Genomic DNA, 25,450 nt, shown 5'->3' with positions numbered 1-25,450 from the left:
AGCAAATTAAAAATGAGAAACTCTATTACTTACTTAATTTTTTAAATTTATAAATTTAAATTTTTGTATTATGAACAAGAAGTATTTAAGTGTAGTCCTGTTTGGCGCCTTAATGCTGGGCACAGCAGGAACGTTCACCGGATGTATCGACAACGATGAACCTGCAGGTATCGAAGAGCTCCGCGGCGCGAAAGCTGAATTGCTGAAGGCCAAAGCTGCCGTAGAGCAAGCGAATGCAGCTTACAGACAAGCTGAAACAGCTTGGATGCAGGCAAAAGTTCAGGAACAAGAATTGTTGAACAAGGGTATTGAATTGGGTAACCAGAAATTAGAGCTGGAGCTTAAAGTTCAAGAAGCAAAGACTGAAGCTGAAATTGCTTATTGGCAATCTCAATTGGAGCAGACAAAAGCTGAATTGGAAATCAATAAGGTTAAGTGGGAAGCTTTATTATTACAAAGCAAGCAGAACTTGGCTTATGTACAACAAGCTTACGACAATGCAATGGCTGCTATTGAGGCTTCAAAATTAGTTTTATCTAAGGAGGAATTGACTATTTTGGAAGCTGCTCAAGGTAGAGTGGAAGCTTTAGCTGGTAAACTTGAAACAGCGCATAAAAATTTAAATGATACAGCTGAGGCATTGAATAAGCTGTTAACTGCAGATAGCAGCAATCCCAATTTGGTTACAGAAGCCGAACTCTTAAACAAAATCGAAGAAAAGCAGATTGCTTTGGATAGCAAGAATTTGGAAGTAAGCAAAATTGAGGAACTGATTGCAAAGAATATTGATACGTTCGAAGGCTGGGAAGCTGAAGTAAAAGACTTAGAGGCTAAAATAGCTGCCCAAGATACTCTTTTGGCTCAAATTCGTATTGAAAGAACAAAAATTCAAGAATCTCAAGAAGCTAAAGATGCGTACAAAGCTTGGCAAGACGCAGCAAATGCTCGCTATAAAGCAGAACAGGAACAAACCGATGCATATGCTGGTAAAAAAGTGAATAACGTAAGCTATACTTTCAAACTTGATAAGTTCTCTTATAATGTTGCTTCCAACCTTGCTTTGACAGAAGTGCTGGATGCAACTAATACAGGCGATGTAAAAACAGACTATTACAAAAACGGAGTGTTTGCTTATGGAGATGAATCATATACGCAAAATGACTACATTAACAATAAGGGCACTGCAACAGAGTCTGCATTAAAAGAAATGCTTGCTTTAGTTAATGCAGTACCAGGACGTGCTGCGGAAGATCTTGCATGGGTTAATCTGGATTTGAACAATGAGAAAAAGAATTTAACTGCTGCAGAAAATGACTATGATAAAGCATTTGAAGCATGGGAGAAAGCTGTAAAAGACTATAAAGATGGAAAGACTTATACCGAAGACCAATTTAATATCGCTGTAAGCCAAATGAAGGGTATTCTTCAGGATATTAAAGATGGTGACTATGAAGGTAGTGACGATGTCAAAGTTGCTGCTCAAAAAGCTGCATACAATGAATATATTACTTTCCGTCAAACTATGACAGATAATAAACAGAATAATCAACCTGCAACCTTACCTGCAACTATTACAGATTACAAGACTTTGAAAGCTGCACTTGATGCTGGTAGTGTTGACAGTTATGTGCCTGCTGCTTATAATCCGGTTGATCCTGAAACTGCATTAATGACAGCTTCTAAGGCTGCATTTGGAGAAAAAATGTATATGTTTGATGGAAAGCCGCGTTTGACAGAACCTAGTGCTAGTGAAATAGCTGAAGCAAAGAAAGACCTTGACTTCCAAGTAATGGATGTAGATGACTATAGTGCTAAATATGGCGCAATGGGTAAAGTTTGGTTCTATGAAGATAAAGTCAACTATTATACTCAGATAATCGAACAAGCCGAGGCTATTCAGAATTTGAAAGCAGCATTGACAGCACAGCAAGATGCAGTAAACAAGCAGATTGCTGCAAATACAGCATCACTTGTTCCATTTGCAGAGGCTGTAGAAAAAGCAAAAGAAGCAGAAGTTGCAGCTATGAATGCACACGATGCATTATATGCTGACATCAATGCAGAAGAAGCTAAAGTTACAGCAACCAGAACTTCTTATGTAAATATCAAGGCTGCTATTGAGAAGGAAATAGCTGATATTGTTGATTATGACAATGTAACAATTACAGATAAAACAGTTGAAGGCATTAAGCAGGCTTTGGCTGAAGCTTTGAATGGCGCCAAGGAAGATGTTGTAGAAGCAGAACAAGATCTTGCAGCTGCACAGAAGGAGCTTGAACTCTTTAAAGCTGGTGAATATACTCTTCAATATGCTATCGAAAAAGCACAAGCTGAGTTAGAACGTGCACAGGCAAGATTTGACGAAGCACAGGCCATTTACAAGATTGCTCTGGAAGACCTGAACGCTCTGATTGCAAAATTTACAGCAGCTTCTGAACAACCCGCTGCATAATTAAAGATAAAACGAGATTGACAATGATCAAAAAACTTTGCACATTACTTTTGCTTGCTACTCTGTCTGCGCCCCTGTTGGCGCAGACAGCCAGCAGCAATGGTGAAGGTGTGATTTTTGCTCCCCAAAAAGGTCAGTGGCAGGTGTCCATGTTCCTGGGAGGTGGCAACAAGTTCTACAACGAGAACACCACCTATCTGCTTCCCCGGTTCACCAACACGTCCGGTGAAGTGGGACTTCCCAACGGAGGTTCATTGGAATCGGGAGATCTGAGCACCTACCTGCAGATCGACGGTTTGAACGGCAACAACCTGACCAACATCATCGGTTTCGAGGGTAAGTATTTCCTGTCCGACTGCTGGGACATCAACCTGCAGTTCAGCATGGATATCAACCTGACACCGAAGAAGGACTATATAGAAGGCGAAGCTACTGTTCCCGACATGATTATCCCCGCGCAGAAGTATATCAATGCGCAGGCCACCAACAACTGGTATGTGGGAGTCGGTTCGAACCGCTACTTCAAGGTGAGCAATCCTCGCATCCACCCCTATTTGGGTGCCGCTCTGGGTTTCCAGATGGCACGTATTGAGACAAGTGAACCTTATACAGGTGAAACCTACGCCGACGGAGAGGACGAAGGCGACGACGAAGTGGGCTCAGGCCTTCCTACCCAAGTCTACCTTTCCGGCAGCCGCGCCGGCCAGATGTTCGGCATCAAGGCAGCTGCAGTGGCAGGCATCGAATACAGCCTTGCTCCGGGTCTGGTGCTGGGCTTCCAGATGCAACCCGTGGCCTACCGCTACGATGTCATCCAGATCTGTCCCAAAGGTTTCGACAAGTACAACGCATCACACCACAATATCAAACTCTTTGATATGGCTGTGCTGAAGCTGGGTATAAGATTCTGACGCAGATCCGTTTTGCGCTAAATAAACTAACTGAAAAGGCCGTTCCGCTAAAGCGTTTTTAGCCGGACGGCCTTTTTTCAACTGAAAGGACATGAATAAAAGAAACACTTATTTCCCACTGTCTATCCTATGTCTGGTGGCGTCTCTGGCAGTCTGCCTGACTTCGTGCTCATCCACTCCAGGCTGTCGCGTCGACGGCACTGTACGCGACAAGGCCTATGACGGAAAGACGGTCTACCTGTGTGAGACCTACGGCCAAACTGTGGTAGATAGCACCTTGGTCAGCCATTCCTCGTTCAGATTCAATTTGGACGGGCTTGCCCAGGATGTCTACCTGCTGAAACTGAAGGTCACGCCCGATGATCTTTTTCCCATCACACTTCCCGTTGTGGCCGAGAAAGGCCGGATCAGGGTGGCGCTTGGAGAGATTGTATACACCTCTGGGACCCCCTTGAACGATGTCACTCAAGACTTTCTTTTGGCTGTGGACCGCTATAGCGACAACATGCAGAAGATGAGGCAGGAGAAGACGCCCGAAGAGTTGCGTGCAGGCTTCAGCGAACTGCTGGAAGGCTTTATCCTGCAGAACAAGGACAACTGCATAGGCCCTTATATCTGCCGCAGCTACAGCACCCGGCTAACACCCGAGGGACTTGCCAGAATCAAGGAACAGGCAGGGGAGAATTTCATGGAACAAAAGAACGATTGACAACCCAATAAACACTAAAGGATTATGAGAACGAAACATGCCATTATCGCTACCCTGATGCTCTGTATGGGCATGGGTGCACATGCACAGGAGACCGAGAACAACTGGTTCATCCAGGGACAGTTGGGAGCATCCTATTCGCTGGGAGATGCCGGATTCGGCAAACTGCTAGCGCCTGCGGGACAGATTGCAGTCGGCAAGTATTTCAATCCCACGCTAGGAGCCCGTCTGGCCATCAGCGGCTGGAGCGGAAGAGGGGACAACGGGAACAACCGACCCGCCTACGGCTTCTATTACGGTGCCGCTACGGTGGACGGACTGCTCAACCTGAGCACCTTGTTCTGCGGGAAGAACCCCGAACGCTTCTTCAACACCCGCCTCATTGCCGGTGTGGGCTACAATCAGACGTTCGACGAAGGCGCCAGCAGCTTCATGGGCCGTCTGGGACTTCAGGCCAGTTTCCGCCTAAGCAAGGCTTTCGATTTCAATGTGGAGGCGCTGGCCAACGGCGTAACCGACCGCTGGAACCGCAAGGACGACCATAACTTCGACTCCTACTACAATGTGCTAGTGGGTATCACCTATAAGTTCGGCACCGGATTCAACTGGAAATGTCCCGAGTGCAAGCCGGTGGTCTACAAGAACAAGAATACTAAATACAACGATGCCTACGTCAAGTCGCTCAATGACAAAATCAACGAGCTCAAGAGACAAATTGCAGAACACAAGTGTCCCGAACCGGAACCTTGTCCAGAAGTGAAGGAGACAACTCCGGGCATCAAGAGCCACGTGTCTTTCGGCCTGTCCAAGACGGCTGTCACTGAAGACCAGCAGATCAATATCCTGGCCATTGCTGACTACATGAAGCAGTGTCCCGAATCGAAAGCTACCGTTACCGGTTATGCCGACAAAGCGACAGGAACGGATAAAATCAATGATGAATTGGCAGCCAAGCGTGCCGAAAACGTGGCCAACGAACTGGTCAACCGTTACGGTATCAGTCGCGACCGCCTGACTGTGGTGAGCAAAGGAGCCCGCATCCAGCTGTTCCCGACGAACGACTGGAACCGTGTGGTCATCATGATTGCAAAATAAGATATATCCAAGTTCAAATAGAAAAAGCGGCTGACAGGGCCGCTTTTTTAGTTCTCGCATGTAGCTCCTGGAGACATAGGTACGTAACACCTCAATTCTTGATGTAAACAATCTTCGTAATGCGAGCCTAAAATAGGAAAAAGCTGTTAACATTTTAAATCAGCGAATTCTCACGCTCTTAAATCTTGCATTTTCAGAATGTCTTTACAGTATATCACTGTTTATCAACAACTAATAAATATTCTATGGTGAGATTTTTTAAGCTCAACGCTCACGACCGCCACTATGGCCCCCTTGTCGAGCGAGAATTTTCTTATCAAAAATCAAATTGTAAAATATAATAACCAATAAGAAAAGTCTGTAAGGATTTCCCGTTCCAATGTTTGCAGATTCTTCATCGTGTAAGGAAGTTGTATCAAAATAGAAACAGATAGAATGTCATCCCATACTTTTTAGTTTTCATCCTCTTTCACGTCATTCTGCTTTCATTGAAAAATCTTACATCAGGTTTTTACAGAAAACATATCGGATATAGCCCCAAACGGCCTGAGAAGTAGTTTCGCTCGACAGGGCGTCCAAGGGATGAATGTGAGCGTTGAGCTTAAAATAATCATACACCTACCTGTTCCTGCCATTGGCTACATGAGCGCCGTAACTACCTACTTTAGCGCACTAAACATCCACTTTGGCGGCGTAACTATGGACTTGAGAAGTCTCAGCACTATGAATAGTAACTGGCCGAGGGATGGTTTCATATTTTTCACGGCCTGTCTATCCACTTTAAAAACAAAATCGCCGTTGTATCCTTCACGCCTTCACGGCGTTGCAAAATATTGTAACACAATGAAATAAGGTGAAAGATGTGAATCTGTTCATCCTTCACGTACTTAAATGCCAAGCATGGCAGAGGGTTGTATATTCAATATGCGGCAAAGAAGCCTTGCAATTCGCAGCGTCGGTTCCGAACGGCCCGATATATAGTCGTTTATACGGGAGGGACTGATACCAATTTCGTAGGCAAGTTGTTTTTGCGTCATACCTTTTTCTTCCAGAGAAAGCTCTATAAGCTCCGCTACCGTCGGCTTTTCTATCGGATAATGCTCTTTCTCGTAAGCAATCACGATGTCGGACATCATGCTGAGTTCCACGGCGTTTTTGTCGTTGGCGGGCGTGTTGTCATCGACTAACGGCAAGAGTTCTTCCACTCTTTCCATCGCAAAATCATATTGTTCTTTGGTAATCTTGCTCATATTGTTTCCTTTTAAATGGTTGAACAATCCAACATATCATACTCTTCATGTGTGCAAACCTTTCGGATGAATATGTAACCGATTGTAAACTTCACTACTACGACCAGCCTATAGTTGTTTCCTTTGATATTGAATACATAATGCTGGTTGCCTACATAATCTGTTGCAGGAAAATCCACTTTGATTTCCGAAAGATTTTTCCAAGATGCTTTTTCTGTGATATCATACCACCGTTCCAGGGCAACCCGGGAGTCTTCCCTCCCTTTGGTTTCATAGAATTCTTTCAACTTTTTATGTGATACAATTCTCATATTTCCTCTTTCTTTGATACAAAGGTATATAATCAATTCGGAATTCCAAAATATTAGCAGCCGATAATTCAATATTTCAGGATACACAGGTGATGATTGAGGTATTTAAGTCGCTGTACGGATGCGCATGGGTTGTGAAGAATGGCGGATCTACCAGCCGGTATAGCCTGCTGTTGTTTTTCCAGTCAGGAAAAACTTTTTTTCTAGTTAGGGAAAAATGATTGGATAGTTAGAGAGAAAATAAATGGACGATATACAAAAAAGAGCGGCCCGAGGGTCGCTCTTTTTATAGAGTAGAATAATTGGAATTATTCAGCAGTGCTAGGCTTAACTGTTACAGAAACTGCAGCCTTCTTAGAGTAGCCCCAGATATCGGTAACGGTAATATTAACGTTTTCAGTTGCTTCATAACCAGCATTTGCAGGTTTAACAATGATGTAACCTTCGTTGACGCCCTTATCATCTTTCGTTGCAGGGAAACCTTCAGTTGTTACATCACCATTCTCATCAACAACTTTGAATACGTTTGCATTAGCAGAAGCAAATGCAACATTGTCAATATACTCACTTGAGTACTCAGTTGCTACGCCGTCAGTACCAAATCCAGCATCCATGAATACCTTGTAAGCAACGTTTGCATAAGTTGTAGCCTTGAAGTCGCTTTCCTTAACCAATGCAGTACCATCGGCTGTAGCCACTACAGAAACACCGGCAGCGTTAGCAGCAACTACATTACCTTGCTCGATCGGGCTCATTACGTCCAAAGTGAAGGCATTAGCGGCAAGTTCTTCATCGCTGTAATCATAGATACCTAAGTATTTAGCATCGTCGATTATGATTTGGATAGGTGTATGGTAAGCCTTGGCGTTATCCAGTAATTTAATTGCAACATCCTTACTAGTCTTGTTGGACAGTTCTGCATAATTGTTATCAACAAGAGTATTACCAATCTTCTGAGTCGGATCAATTGCAAACGTGATAGCAGTGTTAACAAATGCTTGATCGAAGTTCTTGAATGCGTGGTGGAATGCATAACCAGAAATTCTCTTATTTTCTGTATTTGTTCCAAGATTATCTTCCGTATTCATGTAAGCCTTACCATTGGAAGTACCACCGAATACAACCTGTTCCTTAACCAAAACATTGGACAGAGCCGGGATAGACAGTGTGAACGGAACTCTTACTACATTCAGTACTTCACCATTAGCATCTTTGAAAGTCAGCTCTTTGTAGTAGCTGTCAGTCAAGCTATATGCTGTCCGTGCAGCCGCATTAGCATCAATCGTAACCTTAGTGATATCCTTAAGAGTAGACTTATCGAAGCTATATGTGATAGCGTCTGAAATCTTAGTAGCCTTACCTGTCTGTGCACTTACTTCATAAGTAGCTTGAACAACCTCTGTTACATCAGCCTTCCACAACGTTGTACCGTTGGTTCCAAGTGCATCAAACATCGGAGTCAGGTCATAAGTTGCAGTGTTCTTAGACGGAGTAGCATACGGCTTGATTTCAATGTTCTGAGATGCCAAAGTGGTTACATCAGCCAATGTCTGAGTTGGCTTAACTGTGATTACATCAGTCTTAACCTCACCATTCAAAGTTACATAATGAACAGTAACATCGAATTCTGTAGTCGTAATTTCGTCAGCCAGTTTACCAACCTTGAAGCTTACACCATTGATATCAGTAATGCCCCAACGCAAGATGGTTGCGTCTGCAATATCCAAATGGGCATCATAAACATATACAGGCGCATCGAATGTAAAGGTCAGCGTCTGTCCTACAGGTACTTCTACCGGTTCAGTAGCAACACTGATACCATTCAGTGCCTCAACATTAGCATCCATGTTTACCTGTACATTCTTGAATGCCAAGTTATAAGTGCTGGTAAAGCCTTCTGCTTCCTGAAGGGCATAAGCAATCGATTTGCTTCCTACCTCAAATTTAGCTTTATATGCTGCACCGTCTTTATATGTTTCTCCCTCATTAGCAGAAGCAGAAACAGTCCACAAACCATTAGCAGAAGCATCAGCACGAGTTAGCAAACCAGTGAAGGCTTTGGGAGTTCCTAATGTAATAGGAGCCTCGCTCAGCTGAGAATTAACCATTTTGAAAGAGAATTGGCTTGCGTCCAAAGCAGCCGGAGCCACACGGATTAACAAATCTGAATTTGTCAATGTAGACAAAGCCTGTCCTTTTACCAATTTTTTCACACCAGCCTCTTTATTCCAAGCTGCTGCGGCACTTAAGATATTATCATCAACGATTGTGAAACTATAATTGATAGTAGCCTCATTCCAAGCATTTATCATTGAATAAGAGCCGTTAGCCTCTTTTTGAATTTGTCCAAGGATTTCTACTTCTGTAATCGTAGTCGGAGTCTTCGGCAGTTTCACTGTTGTGTAAGTAGAACCAGCCTTGTCAGCAGCTACGTTCAGTTCGTAGTAGTTACCCATGTCTACTACATAAGCCTGTGCACCCTTTGCAGAAATGCCGGTGTCTGTAGCATCATACTGTTGAGTTTCTTCATTCCATTCGTAAACCACCCAGTTTCCAGTAGTTTCGCTAATAGAAGGAGACTTTGCATTGACTCCGTCATTACCTGCTGCGCCAGGCTGGCCAGCTGCACCGTCTTTTCCTTCAGCACAAATGCCAGTATCTACACCGTCGATGATCCAATTCTTGCTAGTTTCATCAATCTCGATAGTTACTTTGTCACCCTTGTCACCTTTAATGGTCTCAATTGTGCTGGTACTGTTGTCATTCCAGGTGATCACGATGCCATCACCTTCTTTAGTGATGTTGGTAACATACTTACCTGCGTCAACTTGTGCTTGTAAGGCTTCCAAGTCTGCCTTGATACCATCTACTTGCTCTTGCAAGTTGTTGATGTCATCGTCGTAATCCTTACAAGACGTGAACGTCCCTGTCGTGCCCAGCATTAAGGCTCCGAACAGGATCACACTTAAATACTTTTTGTTCATAATAAAAAATTTAAATTTATAAATTTAAAAAATTAAGTAAGTAATTGAGTTTCTCATTTAATTCCAGTCTTTTTCTTTTCTATTTGCCTTGTTTCTGTTTAAGCTTTTTGTAAGTTATTATCATGTATTTTTCAGTCTAGTTGCTAGGACTTTTAATCCGTTATTTCGCAGATAATCGCTATCGGTTATAAACACCTATAAGACAGATGGTTATACCGCACAATCTTTAAACGACAGGGAAAAACAAAGGAAATAATGAATGAAAATGGAAAAAAAGCAAAGATAAAACAAGCTGGAAGCAGGGAGTAAAATTATTCCACACAGAACAAATCTTCATGTACTGCCAGGAAAAGAAACACTCATAAAAAATACGGAACTCGTAACAGGCAATTAACACGAGTCATGACCATAGATATAGATTGTATATTTATTATAAATTAGGGAAATCGGGGAATAAAGAGGAATAGAGCGGAAAAAATTTGCGGGAGAATAAAAAATACCTTATTTTCGCATTGAAAGTAACATCATAAGCAGTATGGAAATTCCAGGTGGTGATAGCATTCAGCCTCACCCATATATATACCATTGACAACAAATTCTTCTGAAAATGCCAAACATCTTATCTTCCCCAAATATGCTTAATAATTTATGGACAGACACCATCGCCAAACAACGTCTGTATGAAATCTCTACCCAAACAAGAGCGACTGCCGAAAATACCACTTTCGGCATGATTGACACATGGACTTTCATTTTTGCCCTCTTGGGAGCTGTTATAGGAATCGCCTCCCTGTGGTATACCTACAAAACATACCAATCGCAGAAAGAAACAGCGAACAACACACGCTTGTTAACGTTAGACGCACAACGGGACCTTTTCATGGACTTAGTACGCCATTTATACCGGAACTTAGTGGTCACTTATGCCATAAAAACGAAACTGAATGATTGCCATTTTAAAAAGTATCCTTCTGAAATCCATCTCCTGAAACTGAAAGTACCTGTAGAAGATATTCATTTGGAAGTATTTTCCGATGACAATAAAAATTACACGTACATGAACAATCTCTGTTTGCTATTCCGCAACTATAACATGGAAATCGACGTAGCCATCAAGCATTTTTGTAACAAAGAGATGGACAATGAAATAAAAGAGAATGATATAAGTACCCTGATAATCAAACCCGGACTGATTTCTTACAGGATTTTAGACGCCTTGGTACATGTCGACAAAAGGTTGAACATAAAAAAAGTATGTGAGGAAGCTATCGACATTATAAGACAATCACACGAAAAAAACATCAGTGAAAACAGGTTCTGTACTCCTTGGAATGGAGAATATAAGGAATATGATGCTCATGGAGATAAATTTGTAACCAATATATTCTCTTTAGTCTATGGAAATGAGGCACAACATTTCTTCACCGAACTGTTTAACCAAGACGCACGCATTGAATGTGGCAAGAATTCAGCCAACGGAGAAAAAATTAGCATGATTGATTTTTCCTAAAACAACCATCGCACAAGCCTTATCTTATCAAAAAAAAGAGCTAACTTTACGCCCGCAACAAACTTGTCAGCAATAAATAAAAAGAAGATATATATGGCAAAAGAGAAAATCATCCTCACAGGCGACCGCCCAACTGGACGCCTGCACATAGGCCACTACGTGGGCTCACTACGCCGACGCGTGGAACTGCAAAATGCCGGAGATTACAAAGATATGTTTGTCTTCATAGCCGACGCACAGGCCTTGACAGACAACATGGAGAATCCGGAAAAGGTGCGTCAAAATGTCATCGAAGTGGCATTGGATTACTTGGCTTGCGGACTGGATCCGACAAAGAGCACACTCTTCATCCAATCGCAGATACCGGAACTGTGTGAACTTTCGTTCTACTACATGGACCTGGTAACCGTATCACGCCTGCAACGCAATCCGACCGTAAAGACCGAGATTCAAATGCGTAACTTTGAGGCAAGTATCCCCGTAGGCTTTTTCACCTATCCCATCAGCCAGGCTGCTGACATTACGGCTTTCAAGGCTACTACTGTACCTGTAGGTGAAGACCAGGAACCTATGCTGGAACAGGCTCGTGAAATCGTACGCCGCTTCAACTACATTTACGGCGAAACACTGGTAGAACCGGAAATCCTGCTACCGGACAATGCCGCCTGCCTGCGTCTGCCTGGAACGGACGGTAAAGCGAAAATGAGCAAAAGTCTGGGGAACTGCATCTACCTGAGTGACCCCGCTGACGAAGTACAGAAAAAAATACGCAGCATGTATACGGACCCGGATCACTTGCGTGTACAAGATCCTGGTAAGGTGGAAGGCAATACCGTATTTACTTACCTCGACGCATTCTGCCGCCCCGAACACTTTGAACGCTATCTGCCGGATTACCCCAATCTCGACGAACTGAAGGCTCACTATCAGCGTGGCGGTTTGGGTGATGTAAAAGTGAAGAACTTCCTAAATGCCATCATGCAGGAAACTCTGGAACCCATCCGTACCCGCCGCAAGGAATTCGAACAGGACATACCGGCCATCTACGACATGCTGAAAAAAGGCTGTGAGAAGGCTCGTGAAACGGCTGCCGCCACACTGGACGACGTACGCCGTGCCATGAAGATCAACTACTTCGACGATGCAGACCTGATAGCCGAACAGGCCAAACGTTTCCGCGGAGAATAATAACAAGAAACATAAAAAAACAGAGGCTGAACTCCCCACAAAGGAATTCAGCCTCATTTTTATTCACCTATAAGTCCCAGCTTATCGGGCAGACTCTACAACCACGACACGATTCAAAATCGGTTCGCCGAAAGAGTCGACTGCTTCTGCAGTACCTACCAACAATTTTTCACGGTCTACGCCATACTTTTCAACCAATACATTGATTACAGCCTCGGCACGTTGGCGAGCCAGTTTCTCATTGTACGCAGTGGTACCCGTAGCAGCATCCGCATAACCATTGACTACGTAAGTAGCTTCAGGATATTGCTTCATGGTTTCTGCCAAATAGGACAGATTCATCGCTTCACGAGAAGAAACCTCAGCCGAACCGATGGTGAAGAACACTGTACGCGGTGCAATGACTGGTTTGTTCACCACTACTGCTACTTCTTCCACCACAGGTTCTTTGCTTTCGGCAGCCTCCAAAGCTTCTGCCAATCGGGCATTCTCCGCAGCCATACGATTCATTTTGTCGCGCAACACAGCCAAACGAGCTTCGGATATGGCAGGTGCTTGAGGGCGATTGAACCCACGACGGGGAAAACGGTACGTGAGCCCAACCGTGGCACTGACGAGACCATCATAGCCCTTACCACCGATACCACCGTCAAACTTATCCTCAGTGGCTACGGCACTCAGCTCCACATTAATATCTAACGCATCGCATACTCGAAAACGGTTGATGATACCCGCATTGACTGATAAAGCTTCACGATGGGGAGTGGAATAATTGTGTGTAAAGCCGGCACCCACATAAGGAATGACTTCGTAGACCCGCGAAGGATTGTAGCCTCCAAACAAGGCATTCATGTTGAACATCACGTCAGCGTGGAGATTCATGTAATTGAAGCGTTGCTTATAGTAGCCACCGTTCTGCATGGCACCAACCGCGTAATCAGATCCCGCAGAAGGAACATAACCACGTGCCTGCAGACCGCTATACTGCAAACGGGCACCCATACCCGGAGTAAACCACTTGCCTACAGCTACGTTTAATGTAGGGCTGATACGCTTGCCGAAACTGCCGGCAGCATCATAATCACCAAACAGTACAGTAGCACCATAACCAAACGAGACAAACCAATTATCCCCAAAAGGATTGGTAACAACCGCATACTTGTCCTGACGCACTTCTACGACTTCCAACACTTCTTCTGTAACTTCTGTCGTGTTTTGTGCTACAGCGGCAACCGACAATCCGGACAAAGCCAGCAACATTAGATTCTTTTTCATACTTTTTCTTTAAAATAGTTTAGGTTTATATTCTGTCCACTCACACAGTGGACACTCATATAAACACCAGAACCTGGAAAAAGTTCCGAAAAAGATTTTTTCCTTTCAAAAAAGCATCAATATCATTTGGCAAAAAGCCGCTCAATCTCTTCTTCGCGGATTGTAGTCAGCACAACACGTCCATCAGGAGTATAATTGGGAGACTCGCATGCAAACAGACTATCTACCAAAGCAGACATTTCGTCTACACTCAGTACTTGTCCATAAACAATAGCTGCCGCCCGAGCCAAGGTCAATGCCAGCATAGACTGTACTTCCTCTTTCACATCACAGCCTTTCTCCAAAGCCGTATGCACCATATTACACACCAGTTCCACAGGCTTCAGTCCCTCGATACCCGAAGGAACCCCGTTGATGGCATAGCTGCCTCCACCCAAAGAAGTCAACTCAAAACCCACAGCAGACAAATCCTCCTGAATATCTTCGAGTACAGCCACCTCAGACGCCGGAAACTGAACAATCTCAGGGAACAATACGCCTTGCGCCACACCATGCTTTTGACGAATCTGCTCCATATATCGGTCAAACAAAACACGTACATGAGCACGATGCTGATCTATCAGCATCAAACCAGACTTAACGGACGTCAAAATATAACGCCCCTTGAACTGCCAATGCAGGCCGGAAGTTACATTTCCTCCCTCGGACATCATCGAAGGAAGAGGTGAAGAAGGCTCTTCCGATGGTACTAAAGCTGGAGACAATTCCTCTTCGACCGGTGCATCAGGGACAACCGGATCATTCATCCGACTAGCTTTCTCCAAACCGGCATAAAGACTTTCCCACTCTGTCTGAGGACGTGAATAAGAACGATCGCCTCCATAAGAAGAAGAGGTTTTAAAAGGATTAAAATCAGCATTATAGTGTACCTGAGGAGGCTCTATGGAGCGAGGTTGCTCAAAAGCAGGAATATCCGGCAGACCTTCGGTATCGAAATCAATGGATGGCACAGCATTGAACTTGCCCAAAGACTCCTTGACTGCCGCAGAAAGGATTTGCCAAATGGCCTGTTCATTCTCAAATTTAATCTCGGTCTTTGTCGGATGAATATTCACATCGATATTGGCCGGATCCACTTCAAAATATATAAAGTAAGAGATCTGTTCACCCGCCGGAATCAAATGTTCGAAAGCATCCATTACAGCTTTATGGAAATAAGGATGCCTCATGTAGCGCCCATTTACAAAAAAGTATTGGTGAGCGCCTTTCTTACGTGCGGTCTCAGGCTTGGCTACATAACCAGATATCTTGACCAACGTTGTGTCTACCTCTACCGAAAGCAGCTGCTGATTTAACTTCTTGCCAAAAACAGCCATAATACGCTGACGTAAAGGCATGACAGGCAGATTGAACAATTCACTGTCATTGCTGTAAAGGTAAAAAGCAACATCCGGATGAACCAGAACAATACGTTCGAACTCAGCCAAAATATTACTCAATTCCGTAGAATTGGCTTTCAAGAATTTACGTCGGGCAGGAACATTAAAAAACAGATTTTTTACAGAGAAATTACTTCCTTTAGGACAAGACACAGGCTCCTGGCTTTCAACCTTGGAACCAGCCAGCAACAAACGTGTACCCAGTTCCTCATCGGCCAGCCTTGTTTTCAGTTCGACTTCGGCAACAGCTGCAATGGAAGCCAAGGCCTCCCCACGAAAGCCCATCGTACGCAAAGCAAACAAATCAGCAGCTTCACGGATCTTGGATGTAGCATGTCGTTCAAAAGCCAGTCGGGCATCTGTTTCAGACATACCTTTACCGTTATCGATCACCTGTATACCTGTTTTTCCGGCATCTGTTACCAATACATGAACTTCCGTGGCTTCTGCATCGATGGCATTCTCGACCAATTCCTTGATAACAGAGGCAGGCCGCTGTATCACTTCGCCAGCTGCAATCTGATTGGCCACCGAATCAGGCAGCAAATGAATAATATCACTCATGCCTATGCAATTTTAGATTATTCCGTTACTGATGGCATACCACAGATAAGCCAGCAACATAATGAAAAACAGTATGACAATAAAATGCAAAGGACGTTTTCCGCTCTCCTTACGACGTTTCAGGTGAGTAGTTCCTTCTATGAATTTTCCACGAATATCTTCGGGATTGAATTCTTTTTTCTCAGTCAGCATGCCTAACTCACGCTTGGCATTCTCTTTCATCTTATCCAACTTTTCCTTACGCTCGTCCACGTAAATATAGGAATGATGAAAGCCCCGTGGTTTTCTCATCGTAAACATACCCATAAAGCACTCTCCTATTTTTTAGTTCGTTCGATATGCATATCACGCGGAGAAACAGTCGGTCGACGCGAGCTTTGCTTCAACACTGCATCCGACTTTTTACCCCGCCAATTGAAAATATCCTCTTTGTCCAAAGGACGAATATAATCCAACCATACGAAAGAAGGCAAGCGGTACTTATCTGCAGGAATCTGCTCCATCGGATAAGCAGTACCGTTAGCTTTCCCGATAAAAGCTCCCCGTTCCATTTTTCTATCCTTCAACATCATTCTCAGGAAACCACCTTCAGAATAATTCATCAAAATCAACGAGCTGTCGCGTTCCTCTACAGGATAGAAAATAACCAATACATTTCCGTTCACATCCACTTGACGCATTTCGCCACCAACAAAATAGGCCTTCATTTCTTTCCCGGACACTTGATTGTAGTGCAAAGTGTCTTTCTGTTCTACAGTCAGTGCCTGATTAATGATATGCGCCCAGTCGATAGTGCTATCATTCATGTAAACCTTGATCTGTTCACCCAACAACTGTTCAGACCCATACCAAAGTACCGGATCAGTATACATGGTCATACAGGAATCTTTGGAATTATAGACCAACGAGTCGCAAACAGCCTGTATATCTGTACGGAAAGCACGCACCTTGTGATAGACACGCATTTCACGATACATGGAGTCGGTGTTCAAATGATAAGTCACCAAACGCAGCGTATCACCATGCATAAACAGGCTGTCACCTTGTGAATAATCCACCGCAACAGCTCTATCTGTAGCCAAAGCATTACCGGTCAATTCATTATAAAAACAATAATCGCCGGTCAGCATATTACGATTTACCGTATCATTCATCTGCACATGATCAAAAGCCTCACCATATCCCAGCTTGCGATCGTAGAACAAGCTGTCACCCGTCAATTTCTTTCCCTGATTGGTTAAAATAGAACGGTCCAGCAGTTCAGCCTGCTCTGTCACAGTATTATATATACCACGTTCGGAATAAATATGATTATTGTCACTTACAATATCCGAAGGTCCTAAGATTGTAGCCACTTTGGTTTCCGTATGGTACTTTAACGTATCAGAAGTCAAAACAAAACGAGGATTGGTCAGCTTCACTTCATGGTTGAACACGGCTATTTTAGTAGCAGGACTGTATTCTCCCCATACGGAAGTCAGCACATTCTCTTCGTCTGTCAGAGTACCGCCATCAAAATAATATCCCAGATTGTAAATACGATCGTAATTCAAACTGTCTGTAGTCAGCTCTGTATTACGATTAATCATCCGTACGTTCTCACGAAGCATAGCCAATTGGGCCATCCCATCATAATAGAGGTAATCACCGTAAATGAACAACGTATCACCCTGTTCCATCCGCACATTTCCAAAAGCCTCTACGGAATTGATGCGTTTGAAAATCAAAGCACTGTCACAGTACATATACATACTGTCATGGCGTAGCTTCACTGACCCAATCAACACCTGGACATCCGGCCGAACCTGATCATCGGCCTGTGCCTCATCTGCATACAACAAATCAACACGGGTCTTTTTTTTCTCTGGCTCTCCCTTCTTATCCTGCGCACTGAGCAGACAGATGCCAAACAGGCATAGAATACCTGTCAGAAGATATCTATGCCTGCTTAGGAATTTAAAAACAATTCTATTGTGCATATAGCTAGTCTAACATTCACAGACTGTATCTAAACAGCCAAACTTAATCCTTAATCCAGCCCGGATACTTGAATTCACACTGATTCCAGCCTTCCTTAATACGAACATAAGTATGACGCTGCTTCTCACGTATCCATTTATCCAGTACTTCAGCACGACGCTTCTCGAGTACCAGATCTTTCAAATTCTGATAATCGTCCGTAATAGTAGCTTTATGACCGTTGATACGACTTTTCAGCTTGACGATTACACATTCCTCCTTACCTGTTTTTTCAGGGATCATGGTAAAAGCTTCAGAAATTTCACCTACATTCATTTTATCGACCACCTTGGCAATCTCAGGAGGAAGTTCCTGCATCTCGAACTTCGATGTATTGTTGTTGGGATTGGGCAACAAACCATGATTATTACGAGTATCCTTGTCTTGAGAAATAACCGCTGCAGCCTCTTCAAATGTAAACTTATTATTCCGAATATCGTCAGCAATAGAATCAAGACGAGCCATACCGGCTTCCAATGCACTTTCAGGCGTATGGGGGCGCAGCAATATGTGTCGAACTTTAATACGGTCACCACGTTTTTCTATCAACTGGATAATATGGAAACCGTATTCCGATTCCACCACTTTAGAAACTTTGGTAGGGTCCTGTAAGTTAAAAGCGACATTCGCAAAAGACGGATCAAGCTGTCCACGACCATAGAAAGGCATTTCACCACCATTAATAGCCGATGCACGATCCTCGGAATACATACGAGCCAAAGTAGAGAAACTGGTTTCACCCTTGTTAATACGATCGGTAAACTCACGCAAGCGTTTTTTCACCTCTTCTACTTCTTCTACCGGAATTCTAGGTTTCTGTGTGATAATCTGTACTTCTACCTGTGTAGGAATATAAGGGATACTATCCTGAGGCAAACTTTGGTAATAGCGACGCACCTCAGCAGGCGTAATTTTTACCTCACCTACCAACTTCTGTTGCATGCGCTGCACCGTCAATCCTTCACGGGCATTCTCACGTAAGGTTTCACGAATTTGCGTAGCACTCTTGTTCCAATATTCTTCCATCTTCTCCATAGAGCCGATGCGGCTGACATATTGGTTGATCAAGAAATCTACCTGACTTACGACTTCACTCTCAGACACCTCTATACTATCCAAGGCAGCCTGATGCAAAAACAACTTCTGCACAGCTATTTCTTCCGGAATGACACAATATGGATCGCCATCGAACCTACGTCCGTTGTACAACGCATCCAAACGCACTTCTTCCACATCAGATTTCAATATGGCTTCGTCACCAACAACCCAAACCACTTCATCAATCACATTGTCCTGCCCCCATGAAGATACAAGAGGCAGTAGCATAAAAGCCAATAAAACTACAAACTTAACGTTCATACACTTTTTCATTCCTAATATCTTAGTTCTCACAATATTTAATCTTTCCATCATCGATAGCTTGCTTATACAAGTCATCTTTCACTTTATTCAGAAACTCAACTTGCTTCCGATTCAACACCAGATCATTTACCAACGGCCTAGCCGCCTCATAAGGCTCTTGGGCTCCTGTGGGAATATATTCTGCAACATTCAAAAAATACCAAAAAGCCGTATCCTTGACTTCCACCCGACGATTACGGGAAAAATAAGTATCTATATCCGACGTATTCAAAGGTATCCATGACAAAATCTCCGAAGCTGGTACCCATTTGTCATAAAAATACTCATATTTCACAGCATTCTGCAAACTATATTTTTCCAAATGCTCAACCGCAGACTGCCTTTCATCTTTATACCACTGGCGTACTCGACTCAACTGCGGAGCTGTCAAAGGGACCTTGATGAACAAACCACGCATCAATGGAGCATCAGCTTTGAACACAGCTTTGTTTTGCTCATAATATTCCTGTAACTCCTCTTCTGTAATTTCTTCCGACAATTTCTGATGGATCAACGCCTGCTGATAAGTATGCATAATCAATGCTTTCCGATAATTGCGCACCAATTTTTCTATTTCATCATTATTGGGCACATTATTTTGTGCCTTTTCATATAATAAAATATCTTCCGCCCAATTACGTATATAATGTTCTGCAAACAACAAACTGTCATCTCGATTTTGTCCAGCAGGCTGTACTGCCATCAAATCCTCCTTGTACAAAAAATTACCGTCCAGTTCCACCAAAGGCGTTCGCCCTTTATGGTCGTACTGTGACTCTTTACATGCCCCCAGAAGGAACAAACAGAGACAAAACAGACAAAATTTTCGAATTGCCACTTTTTTTCTCATATTTGGAATACGAAGATAGCGGTTTAATCAATTGCTTCAGTGAGAATTAACGGTTTTTAAAACCTCTTCGTTTATTTCAACCTTAAAATCACGACGAAGTTGATGCAGCCAACCATCTTCTAAATTACGATAATAATCTGTCCAGATCTGTTGTCCCACATCTTCCCAATGTACAGGTCCCTTACGTTTTTCTCCTAAAACGATCCAATAAGGGTAATCTGCCAAAGATTGAGGTTTGTCTTTTTTAAAGATGCGACTGTCTACAAAGGCATTATCACCAGGAGCAAACAATCCTCTCTCTGCTACGACATTTACCTGCCCTCCAGTATTCACGCCCAAACGAATAGCTTCCGTCCAGTCTTCCTGAGGTATTTTTTTAAGAAACTTCCGTACTTGTTTTGCCATACGCTTCGTCTTACAATGTAAAACGATTCCATCGTAACGTTCTTCCGGCCAATTATAACGTTTTGCATGCTTCTTAAAGTATTTTGCTATACCAGCTGAATCCGTTTTAACTAAATTACGGATTTCCCGATGCACGATTGCACTACCCAACAAGCTATCCCGAAAGAAACACAACTCCCATCTTAAATCAGAACCATCAGCCCCCAAATAAGTATAGGCACAATCTAATACCGATTTAGCAACAAATGCATCCAGCTGTTTACGGACAGAAGCCGGATAGGTTCTTGCAAACAAAGCAAAATCAGCCCCAGTATATGCTTTCCCGTTCAACGTAAACAAAGAATTAGTACTCTTCCCCTCTCGCAATAATTCCTCTACCCCAGACTTATCTAGCATATATCCATAACACTGTTTCAAGGAATCAATTGACGAAAGGAGCAAACGACTGTTTGGCTGGTTCAGCAACCGTTCCTCCAAACCCTGACGGACTTTCTCTGAATCAAATTGTTTCTGATATTCCAGCACCTTCACTATATGAATTCCCTGAGGTGTAAAAAAAGGATTAGACACTTTACCGACCGGTAAGTTAAACACGACTTCTTCAAATTCGACAGGCATCTGCAAAGGAGTTACCCAAAACGTCCCTTTATCTTCAGAAAAACGGTTTACACACTCATCAAACTGTACCTTTCCATCTTTTAATAATTGATACAAAGAGTCCATCTGGGCTTCAATCTCATGAAGCCTCCATGCTGAAACATTCTGAGGAATATACTTAAATATATGACTTACAAGAGCACGACCTGCATACTTCCGTTTCTGTAAAAGACGAGAATATTCATTAATTAAAGAATCTGCATGCCCGTTATTCCACAAACATTGTTGTAGCAATCCATGACAATAGGAACTTAAAAGCAAGCGAATATCAGGCACCGTATCCAGTTGTTGTTTTTTAGCAGCCAAAGCCTTAAGCTTGAAATTTATAAACTGCTCCAAACTAGCAGACTCTTCCACATGCTTAGAACAAAAATACCTATATTCAGCTACATCGACAGGTTTTCCGCCCACGTGCATCAACACAGTATTCGACTGTGCCCGACACCACCCCGACACGACCAAGGCGCATACACACAACCACCAATATTTCAACACCATAGTTCCTAAATCGTATTCATATATTCATAAAAACAGGCACGGACAACACCATACTACAGTCCCTTTTCTAAAAGACCTGCAAAATACGTGTTGTCCGTGCTTCAAAGTATAATAAACGGTTATTCAGGTCGGCTATAATTAGGCGCCTCGCTGGTAATAGCTACATCATGCGGATGACTTTCAAGTACACCAGCATTAGTAATACGTGTAAATTTAGCATTGTGCAGCTGTTCAATGTTAGCAGCACCACAATATCCCATACCTGCACGCAAGCCACCAACCAACTGATAAATTACTTCATACAGCGTACCTTTATAAGGAACACGGGCTGCAATTCCTTCCGGCACCAGTTTTTTCACATCGCTTGTTCCACTCTGGAAATAACGGTCTTTCGAACCGTTTTCCATAGCTTCCAAAGATCCCATACCACGATAAGACTTGAACTTACGTCCATTAAAGATAATGGTATCGCCCGGTGACTCCTCTGTACCTGCTACCAAAGAGCCAATCATCACACTGTAACCGCCGGCAGCCAATGCCTTCACAACATCGCCAGAATAGCGCAAACCGCCATCGGCAATCAAAGGAACACCCGTTCCTTCCAATGCCTTAGCGACATCGTAAACAGCAGACAACTGAGGAACTCCCACACCTGCTACTACACGAGTAGTACAAATAGAACCTGGACCAATACCAACCTTCACAGCATCAGCTCCAGCCTCAACCAGCATTTTAGCAGCTTCACCTGTAGCGACATTACCCACGACGATATCAATATCCGGGAATGCTTTTTTAGCCTCCTTCAGCTTTTCAATCACATATTTGGAATGACCATGAGCCGTATCAATCACAATAGCATCCGCACCAGCTTCTACCAATGCTTTCATACGGTCCAATGTATCAACTGTAACACCGACACCCGCAGCCACACGCAAACGGCCCTTAGCATCTTTACAAGCCATCGGTTTGTCTTTTGCCTTCGTGATATCCTTGTATGTAATCAAACCAACAAGCTTATTTTCTTTGTCAACAACCGGAAGTTTCTCTATTTTGTGTTCCTGCAGGATTTGTGCAGCGGCCTCCAAATCAGTTGTTTGATTGGTCGTAACAATATTTTCTTTTGTCATTACTTCATCGATGCGCTTGTTCTGATCTCTTTCAAAACGCAAATCGCGATTGGTAACAATACCCACCAAATGACCTTCATCATCGACCACAGGAATACCACCAATCTTGTACTCAGCCATCAAAGAAAGTGCATCAGCCACTGTAGATCCCCTCTTAATTGTAACAGGATCATAAATCATTCCATTTTCCGCACGCTTTACGATAGCTACCTGACGAGCCTGCTCTTCAATGGACATATTCTTATGAATTACACCAATACCACCTTCACGAGCAATAGCAATCGCCATTTTAGCCTCCGTAACTGTATCCATCGCGGCCGTTACAAAAGGAATTTTCAACTCAATGTTTCTTGAAAACTTTGTCGAGAGTTCGACAGTTTTGGGGAGCACTTCAGAATAAGCGGGGATTAGCAGTACGTCATCGTACGTTAATCCATCCATGACAATTTTATCTGCAATAAATGACATAAGACGTATAAAATTTATTGCGTGCAAATATACGTTTTTTATTCCATTTTACATATATCAGCACGCAATAAATTTTCTTTTTTTAAAGCCAAAGACAAAAAATCAATTTGCCATTTCAGATATGAATTTGATACGAACCAATCTCACTTCCTCCTCTGTAAAATCGTCACCCAACTCTTCCAAGGCATCGTCAATATTATCTGTTGTCGATTCTTTGAAATAGTCGTAAATGTCCAGCATGTGATCCTCATCCATAATTTCTTCCAAGAAGTAATCTATGTTCAGTTTGGTACCTGAATAGACAATCGCTTCTATTTCATCCAGCAGTTCATCAAATTCAATACCCTTCGACACAGCAATATCGTCAAGCGCAACCTTACGATCGATGGCCTGAATGATAGCAACCTTCATCTTAGATTTATTAGCGACGGTACGAACACGCAAATCCTCAGGACGCTCTATCTCATTTTCTTCGCAATGACGCTTGATCAATTTACAAAACTCCTCGCCATATCTCTTTGCCTTTCCAGCACCTACACCCGGAATATTCTGCAGTTCTTCCAGCGTAATAGGATATATCGTTGCCATAGCCTCCAACGAAGGGTCTTGGAATATTACATAGGGCGGCACTTCCAAATGCTTAGACATTTTTTTACGCAGATCTTTCAACATGGAATACAAAGCAGGATCGACCGCACAGGCACCGCCTCCTCGAGCAGGTGCTTCTTCTTCCATTTCTTCAAAATCATTGTCTTCTGTTATCTTGAAAGATTTAGGATGCTTAAGAAATTTCTTTCCTTCATCCGTCACTTTAAGCAAGCCATAGTTTTCTACATCCTTACTCAGGTAACCTGCTATCAAAGCCTGACGGATTACGGCATTCCACGTCTTATCTTCTTCACCCATTCCCGAACCGAATACTTCGAGATCTTCATGCAAATGTGCCTGAACTTCCGACGTTTCACGTCCTTGAATGACATCTATAATATAATCTGACTTGAAATTCTCCTTTACAGCGAGAATAGTTTCAATCACAGTACACAATAAGTCTTGAGCTTCCACTTGTTTTTTAGGATTTAAACAATTGTCACAATTACCACAATTTTCCTCCGTATATTCTTCGCCAAAATAATGCAATAAGGTCTTGCGACGACATACGGATGACTCAGCATACGCAGCGGTTTCCAGCAGAAGCTGCTTGCCTATTTCCTGTTCTGCCACAGGTTTGCCCTGCATAAACTTCTCCAGCTTCTGCAAGTCCTTGTTTGTATAAAATGTGATGCACTGACCTTCACCACCGTCTCTTCCCGCACGTCCCGTTTCCTGATAATAGCCTTCCAGGCTCTTAGGAATGTCATAATGAATTACGAAGCGTACGTCAGGCTTATCGATACCCATACCAAAAGCGATAGTAGCTACAATGACATCTATCTTTTCCATCAAAAAGTCATCCTGATTTTGCGAACGGGTAGCAGAATCCATACCAGCATGATACGGACGAGCATTGATACCATTTGCCTGCAGCACTTCAGCCAATTCTTCCACCTTCTTACGGCTCAGGCAATAAATGATACCAGACTTTTCCGGATTGTTCTTGATGAACTTTATAATGTCCTTATCTATATTATTCGTTTTTGGACGTACCTCGTAGTAAAGATTGGGACGATTAAAGGACGACTTGAACACCTTCGCATTGGTCATACCCAGATTTTTCTGAATGTCATGCTGCACTTTGGGAGTAGCCGTGGCAGTCAGAGCTATCAAAGGAGCTTTTCCAATCTCATTAATAATGGGACGGATACGACGATATTCAGGACGGAAGTCGTGCCCCCATTCCGAGATGCAATGTGCTTCGTCTACTGCATAGAACGATATTTTCACCGTTCTCAGAAACTCTACATATTCATCTTTCGTCAACGACTCTGGAGCGACATAAAGCAATTTGGTCTTTCCGCTCAGAATGTCTGATTTTACTTGATCGATGGCAGTCTTATTGAGAGAAGAATTAATGAAGTGCGCTACTCCGTCTTCTTCACTGAAATTGCGCATGGCATCCACCTGATTCTTCATCAACGCAATCAAAGGAGATATGACAATAGCAGTTCCATCCATCAGCAATGAAGGCAACTGGTAGCACAACGATTTTCCACCACCGGTGGGCATCAGCACAAAAGTATCGTTACCATCCAGCAGATTTCGGATGATCGCCTCTTGATTTCCCTTGAATGTATCGAACCCGAAGTATTTCTTCAGCTGGTCTGTCAAATTAATCTTCTTCTCTGCCATGTTTCTAAATTAGAATGTTGTTTATTACACGTTCTTTTTTCTCTCTCCCCT

At 43.1% G+C, this 25,450-nt stretch carries 18 protein-coding genes; 6 read left to right on the top strand and 12 right to left on the bottom strand.

Translation table 11 applies throughout. The features are described 5' to 3' along the window. Positions 1-70 precede the first annotated feature (70 nt). The 4 genes from BQ8005_RS14570 to BQ8005_RS14555 all read left to right on the top strand — a co-directional run bounded on the left by BQ8005_RS14570 (position 71) and on the right by BQ8005_RS14555 (position 5,167). Positions 71-2,452 (top strand): coiled-coil domain-containing protein, encoded by a 2,382-nt coding sequence (locus BQ8005_RS14570; protein WP_075318553.1) that lies wholly within the window; start codon positions 71-73, stop codon positions 2,450-2,452. A 23-nt stretch (positions 2,453-2,475) separates the two neighbouring features. Continuing rightward, positions 2,476-3,363: a BT1926 family outer membrane beta-barrel protein gene (locus BQ8005_RS14565; protein ID WP_075318552.1), complete on the top strand. Its 888-nt coding sequence runs from the start codon at positions 2,476-2,478 to the stop codon at positions 3,361-3,363. A 91-nt stretch (positions 3,364-3,454) separates the two neighbouring features. After that, a complete protein-coding gene (locus BQ8005_RS14560) occupies positions 3,455-4,072 on the top strand; it encodes a DUF4369 domain-containing protein (RefSeq protein ID WP_075318551.1) in 618 nt (205 codons plus the stop codon). Between the two features lie 24 nt (positions 4,073-4,096). Beyond that, positions 4,097-5,167: an OmpA family protein gene (locus BQ8005_RS14555; RefSeq protein ID WP_075318550.1), complete on the top strand. Its 1,071-nt coding sequence runs from the start codon at positions 4,097-4,099 to the stop codon at positions 5,165-5,167. Between the two features lie 887 nt (positions 5,168-6,054). On the opposite strand, the gene BQ8005_RS14550 is transcribed toward BQ8005_RS14555, so the two are convergent. The 3 genes from BQ8005_RS14550 to BQ8005_RS14540 all read right to left on the bottom strand — a co-directional run bounded on the left by BQ8005_RS14550 (position 6,055) and on the right by BQ8005_RS14540 (position 9,712). Further along, positions 6,055-6,417, bottom strand: a complete 363-nt coding sequence (locus tag BQ8005_RS14550; RefSeq protein WP_075319281.1) for a helix-turn-helix domain-containing protein — start codon at positions 6,415-6,417, stop codon at positions 6,055-6,057. 11 nt (positions 6,418-6,428) lie between these two features. After that, on the bottom strand, positions 6,429-6,728 hold the full coding sequence (locus BQ8005_RS14545; RefSeq protein ID WP_075318549.1) for a type II toxin-antitoxin system HigB family toxin: 300 nt from the start codon (positions 6,726-6,728) through the stop codon (positions 6,429-6,431). Positions 6,729-7,036: 308 nt separating this feature from the next. Continuing rightward, complete coding sequence (locus tag BQ8005_RS14540) at positions 7,037-9,712, bottom strand: PL29 family lyase N-terminal domain-containing protein (RefSeq protein ID WP_075318548.1); 2,676 nt, start codon at positions 9,710-9,712, stop codon at positions 7,037-7,039. Positions 9,713-10,319: 607 nt separating this feature from the next. Between BQ8005_RS14540 and BQ8005_RS14535 the strand changes: the two genes are divergently transcribed. After that, the gene (locus BQ8005_RS14535) at positions 10,320-11,222 is read left to right on the top strand and encodes a hypothetical protein (RefSeq protein WP_075318547.1); all 903 of its coding nucleotides are present in this window, start codon (positions 10,320-10,322) and stop codon (positions 11,220-11,222) included. A 93-nt stretch (positions 11,223-11,315) separates the two neighbouring features. After that, on the top strand, positions 11,316-12,410 hold the full coding sequence (gene trpS, locus BQ8005_RS14530; protein ID WP_021847784.1) for a tryptophan--tRNA ligase: 1,095 nt from the start codon (positions 11,316-11,318) through the stop codon (positions 12,408-12,410). Between the two features lie 81 nt (positions 12,411-12,491). Here the strand turns inward: trpS and BQ8005_RS14525 are convergent, their stop codons facing one another. From BQ8005_RS14525 to recQ, 9 genes are all read right to left on the bottom strand, one after another. Then, complete coding sequence (locus BQ8005_RS14525; protein ID WP_075318546.1) at positions 12,492-13,685, bottom strand: OmpA family protein; 1,194 nt, start codon at positions 13,683-13,685, stop codon at positions 12,492-12,494. A gap of 122 nt (positions 13,686-13,807) precedes the next feature. Continuing rightward, the gene (gene mutL / locus BQ8005_RS14520; protein ID WP_075318545.1) at positions 13,808-15,688 is read right to left on the bottom strand and encodes a DNA mismatch repair endonuclease MutL; all 1,881 of its coding nucleotides are present in this window, start codon (positions 15,686-15,688) and stop codon (positions 13,808-13,810) included. 12 nt (positions 15,689-15,700) lie between these two features. Then, on the bottom strand, positions 15,701-15,994 hold the full coding sequence (locus BQ8005_RS14515) for a hypothetical protein (RefSeq protein WP_021847788.1): 294 nt from the start codon (positions 15,992-15,994) through the stop codon (positions 15,701-15,703). Between the two features lie 11 nt (positions 15,995-16,005). Next, positions 16,006-17,667: an OstA-like protein gene (locus tag BQ8005_RS14510; protein ID WP_075318544.1), complete on the bottom strand. Its 1,662-nt coding sequence runs from the start codon at positions 17,665-17,667 to the stop codon at positions 16,006-16,008. 43 nt (positions 17,668-17,710) lie between these two features. Then, entirely contained in the window at positions 17,711-19,078 is a 1,368-nt protein-coding gene (locus BQ8005_RS14505; protein ID WP_075318543.1) for a peptidylprolyl isomerase, read from the bottom strand. 10 nt (positions 19,079-19,088) lie between these two features. Beyond that, positions 19,089-19,940, bottom strand: coding sequence for a hypothetical protein (locus BQ8005_RS14500; RefSeq protein ID WP_083610620.1), 852 nt, complete (start codon positions 19,938-19,940; stop codon positions 19,089-19,091). A gap of 54 nt (positions 19,941-19,994) precedes the next feature. After that, positions 19,995-21,377 (bottom strand): peptidylprolyl isomerase, encoded by a 1,383-nt coding sequence (locus BQ8005_RS14495; protein ID WP_159436266.1) that lies wholly within the window; start codon positions 21,375-21,377, stop codon positions 19,995-19,997. 260 nt (positions 21,378-21,637) lie between these two features. Continuing rightward, complete coding sequence (guaB, locus tag BQ8005_RS14490) at positions 21,638-23,113, bottom strand: IMP dehydrogenase (protein WP_021847793.1); 1,476 nt, start codon at positions 23,111-23,113, stop codon at positions 21,638-21,640. Between the two features lie 102 nt (positions 23,114-23,215). Beyond that, positions 23,216-25,399, bottom strand: coding sequence for a DNA helicase RecQ (gene recQ / locus BQ8005_RS14485; protein ID WP_021847794.1), 2,184 nt, complete (start codon positions 25,397-25,399; stop codon positions 23,216-23,218). Positions 25,400-25,450: the final 51 nt, after the last annotated feature.

The organism is Bacteroides togonis, from assembly GCF_900130135.1.
Classification (GTDB): Bacteria; Bacteroidota; Bacteroidia; order Bacteroidales; family Bacteroidaceae; genus Bacteroides; species Bacteroides pullorum.
The sequence above is the reverse complement of the archived record's forward strand: the minus strand, read 5'-3'. Positions and strand labels throughout refer to the sequence as shown.

Excerpts from the sequence above, each read along its gene's own strand:
- BQ8005_RS14570 (WP_075318553.1), top strand. The coding sequence starts at position 71 with ATGAACAAGAAGTATTTAAGTGTAGTCCTGTTTGGCGCCTTAATGCTG.
- BQ8005_RS14565 (WP_075318552.1), top strand. The coding sequence starts at position 2,476 with ATGATCAAAAAACTTTGCACATTACTTTTGCTTGCTACTCTGTCTGCG.
- BQ8005_RS14560 (WP_075318551.1), top strand. The coding sequence starts at position 3,455 with ATGAATAAAAGAAACACTTATTTCCCACTGTCTATCCTATGTCTGGTG.
- BQ8005_RS14555 (WP_075318550.1), top strand. The coding sequence starts at position 4,097 with ATGAGAACGAAACATGCCATTATCGCTACCCTGATGCTCTGTATGGGC.
- BQ8005_RS14550 (WP_075319281.1), bottom strand. The coding sequence starts at position 6,417 with ATGAGCAAGATTACCAAAGAACAATATGATTTTGCGATGGAAAGAGTG.
- BQ8005_RS14545 (WP_075318549.1), bottom strand. The coding sequence starts at position 6,728 with ATGAGAATTGTATCACATAAAAAGTTGAAAGAATTCTATGAAACCAAA.
- BQ8005_RS14540 (WP_075318548.1), bottom strand. The coding sequence starts at position 9,712 with ATGAACAAAAAGTATTTAAGTGTGATCCTGTTCGGAGCCTTAATGCTG.
- BQ8005_RS14535 (WP_075318547.1), top strand. The coding sequence starts at position 10,320 with ATGCCAAACATCTTATCTTCCCCAAATATGCTTAATAATTTATGGACA.
- trpS (WP_021847784.1), top strand. The coding sequence starts at position 11,316 with ATGGCAAAAGAGAAAATCATCCTCACAGGCGACCGCCCAACTGGACGC.
- BQ8005_RS14525 (WP_075318546.1), bottom strand. The coding sequence starts at position 13,685 with ATGAAAAAGAATCTAATGTTGCTGGCTTTGTCCGGATTGTCGGTTGCC.
- mutL (WP_075318545.1), bottom strand. The coding sequence starts at position 15,688 with ATGAGTGATATTATTCATTTGCTGCCTGATTCGGTGGCCAATCAGATT.
- BQ8005_RS14515 (WP_021847788.1), bottom strand. The coding sequence starts at position 15,994 with ATGGGTATGTTTACGATGAGAAAACCACGGGGCTTTCATCATTCCTAT.
- BQ8005_RS14510 (WP_075318544.1), bottom strand. The coding sequence starts at position 17,667 with ATGCACAATAGAATTGTTTTTAAATTCCTAAGCAGGCATAGATATCTT.
- BQ8005_RS14505 (WP_075318543.1), bottom strand. The coding sequence starts at position 19,078 with ATGAAAAAGTGTATGAACGTTAAGTTTGTAGTTTTATTGGCTTTTATG.
- guaB (WP_021847793.1), bottom strand. The coding sequence starts at position 23,113 with ATGTCATTTATTGCAGATAAAATTGTCATGGATGGATTAACGTACGAT.
- recQ (WP_021847794.1), bottom strand. The coding sequence starts at position 25,399 with ATGGCAGAGAAGAAGATTAATTTGACAGACCAGCTGAAGAAATACTTC.